Source organism: Plasticicumulans sp., from assembly GCF_035331805.1.
Lineage (GTDB): Bacteria > Pseudomonadota > Gammaproteobacteria > Competibacterales > Competibacteraceae > Plasticicumulans.
The window spans coordinates 1-2,814 of sequence record NZ_DAOLKE010000420.1 but is presented as its reverse complement, the minus strand read 5'-3'; the positions used below and the strand labels follow the sequence as shown (position 1 = coordinate 2,814).

The following is a 2,814-nucleotide window of genomic DNA, read 5'->3' as shown; positions in this document are numbered from 1 at the left end:
GTCTTGACAATGCTCTGAATTACAAAGGAATCAGGTAGCGTTGCACGACCCTGACCTCCATCCCGGCACGTCATTTGCTCACCTCCCCTGCGGGATCGCCTGCCGGCCCCGCAGGTACCGGCGCCTGTCATACGGCCAGCATGCAATCCATTGATCCCTGACGGAATTGTTTCGACGGCTCCCTGCGCCGGCGCGCGGGAAGTCTTGTCGTTGTTCCGACAAAACAGACGCTGCCAAGCCCGTACAAACCCAGGAGCGCATGCCCATGCCCGTCCTCACCCTCATGCCTTCGGGCAAGACCGTCGAAGCCGCCGCCGGTACCAGCATCCTCGCCGCCCTGCTCGCTGCCGATGTGCAGATCGGCCACAAGTGCGGCGGCAAGGCCGAATGTGATGGTTGCCATGTGTTCGTACTGGAAGGCCGCAAGAGCCTCTCGCGCATCCAGCGCCTCGAGAACGAGCGGCTCGACACCATCGTCGGTGTCGGCTCGAAGTCGCGGCTCGCCTGTCAGGCGATCCTCGGTGAAGAGAACGTCACGGTCGAACTGCTGAGCTTCGTCTGAACCTGCGCCGCCCGGCCGGTCCGCTGCCCGCGACCGGTCCGGGCCTGCCAGCGCAGCGTCCGGACAGGCCGATGACGCCTGTCCGGCCCTTCGCAAGCCCGATCGATGCAGAGACCGGCGCTCCGCCACGCTCCCTGTGCCTGCACCGGTTCGTCCTGCGGCACGGGTCTGGCGCATGACAGGCGATGGACGGCTTGCCCGTCGCCTGTCATGAAGCCTGAATCGTGAGTCATGGCCGGTGCATCGTGATTCATGAAGCATGCACCGCAGGCCGGATGCCTCGCGGCTCAGCCGCCGTACAACGCCTCGACCCTGGCGGCGAGGATGAAGTCGTTCTCGTGCAGGCCGGCGATCTTGTGCGTGAAGATCACGACCTCGGCGTAGCCCCAGCCGAAGGTGATGTCCGGATGATGGCCCTGGGCCTCGGCAACCTCGCCGACGCGGTTGATGAAGGCCAGCGCGCTGACGAAGTCCGGGAAGGCATAACGACGGCGGATGCGCGTGGCGCCGCCTTCGAGCGTCCACTTCGGCAGATCGACGAGGAAGCGTTCGGCTTCGGCGCGGCTCAGGGCCGGAATGCCCCCCTGGCACGGCACGCAGTTCTGATTTTCCAAGGACATGGCGATGGGCTCCCTACGCTCGGGTGCCGCGCGGAAGTCGGGTCCGGACCTCCGCGGGCAGGATCGGGGCCGCAGGCCGGCCCCCGGAAAGCGAACCCGGCCGCCCGCGGCGGTCCGAGGGTTCACTCCTCATCCATAACTCAATCCATAGCTCAGGAGTACCCCAGATGCGCTGGTATCCGCACGTCACCGTCGCTGCGATCGTCGAGCGCGAGGGCCGTTTCCTGTTCGTCGAGGAGGACAAGGGCCACGGGCCGGTGCTGAACCAGCCGGCCGGGCATCTGGAGGACGACGAAACCATCCCGGCAGCCGTCGAGCGCGAGGTGCTGGAGGAAACCGGCTGGACGGTGGCGGCGCAGGCGCTGGTCGGCATCTACCGCTGGCGCAATCCCGGCAACGGCGAGACCTTCCTGCGTTTCTGCCTCGCCTGCACGCCGCTTGCGCACGATGCGCAGCGCCGGCTCGATGACGGCATCCTGCGCGCGCTGTGGCTCAGCCCCGATGAACTCTGCGCTTACCGGCTGCGCAGCCCGCTGGTGCGCCCCTGCCTCGATGACTGGCTGGCCGGCGAGCGCCTGCCGCTGACGCTGCTGCGCACGATCGGCTGAGCGCGCCCCCGGAAGGCTGCGCTGCGCACCGGCAGCCGGGCCGACCGGCGACGCTGGCCGCCCCGTCAGCGCAAAGCGTTCGCGGCCTGCCGTCCCGAAGCCGCTGCGGCGGCTCCGTGGGGCACAGACTGCCGGCTTCACGCGCAGCCGAGATCGACCGATTCCCAGCCCTGCACGCGCTGCAGGAAGCCTTCGACCTCGGCCGCCGTCGCGGCCGGGGCTTCGAGCATCGGGAAGTGCGATCGGGCCGCGAGGCGATGCACGGTGAACCACGGATGCACCGACGCGAACACCTGCTGCTCGCGCAGCGCCTCGACCGGCGCGCCCCGCGAGGCCAGATGCAGCACCGGCGGCGGGTCCGGCAGCTCCGACAGCGCCCGCATCGGCGTGCCGAAGGCCCGGTAGGCGGCCGCGATCGAATGGGCCGCGCGCGCCCACATCGACGCATCGTGGCGCCCCGTCTGCGCGCGGATCTGCTGCGCGAGCGCCGGCGACACCCCTTCGGGCAGCCACATCGCCAGCAGCAGGTCGCGCGTGTCCTGCCAGGCCTGCGCATCGCGCAGGCCGTTCAGTGCGCCGAAGAACGCCGAGGGCGGCTCCATGACCAGCCAGTCGATCAGCACCAGCGCCGGCACGCGCTCGCCGAGCCGCCGGCGCAGCTCGATCGCCACCCAGCCGGCGTGCGAACTCGCCACCGGCACGACCTGCGTCACCCCGCTCGCCTCGATCACCGCCAGCGCATCCTCCAGCAGGCCGTCGAGGCCGAACTCCGCGTCGGCCGCGGCCGAGGCGCCGTGGCCGCGCCAGTCCAGCGTCAGCGTGCGCCGGTGCGGGGCGGCAAGCCGGACGAAGTCGGCAAACACCGTCTGCTCGCAGCACCAGCCCGGCAGGCACAGCAGGGCAGGCTCGCCATGGCCGGCGTCCTGCCAGGCGATCGCGGTACTGCCATGATTCGTGGTTTTCATTGGATCACGGTCCTCTATCTCCTGGCGGTACTCGCCGGTCACAGCAACGGCCGGCGGGA

Annotated in this window: 4 protein-coding genes; 2 read left to right on the top strand and 2 right to left on the bottom strand. The window is 69.5% G+C overall.

From position 1 onward, the window contains the following. Window positions 1–265: 265 nt before the first annotated feature. On the top strand, window positions 266–562 hold the full coding sequence (locus PKE44_RS17810) for a 2Fe-2S iron-sulfur cluster-binding protein (protein WP_324553941.1): 297 nt from the start codon (window positions 266–268) through the stop codon (window positions 560–562). Window positions 563–849: 287 nt separating this feature from the next. Here the strand turns inward: PKE44_RS17810 and PKE44_RS17805 are convergent, their stop codons facing one another. Continuing rightward, the gene (locus tag PKE44_RS17805; RefSeq protein WP_324553939.1) at window positions 850–1,182 is read right to left on the bottom strand and encodes a 4a-hydroxytetrahydrobiopterin dehydratase; all 333 of its coding nucleotides are present in this window, start codon (window positions 1,180–1,182) and stop codon (window positions 850–852) included. 167 nt (window positions 1,183–1,349) lie between these two features. Between PKE44_RS17805 and PKE44_RS17800 the strand changes: the two genes are divergently transcribed. Continuing rightward, window positions 1,350–1,790, top strand: a complete 441-nt coding sequence (locus PKE44_RS17800) for an NUDIX hydrolase (RefSeq protein ID WP_324553936.1) — start codon at window positions 1,350–1,352, stop codon at window positions 1,788–1,790. A 137-nt stretch (window positions 1,791–1,927) separates the two neighbouring features. Here PKE44_RS17800 and PKE44_RS17795 read toward each other — a convergent pair whose 3' ends face one another. Further along, complete coding sequence (locus PKE44_RS17795; RefSeq protein ID WP_324553934.1) at window positions 1,928–2,755, bottom strand: alpha/beta hydrolase; 828 nt, start codon at window positions 2,753–2,755, stop codon at window positions 1,928–1,930. Window positions 2,756–2,814 lie beyond the last annotated feature (59 nt).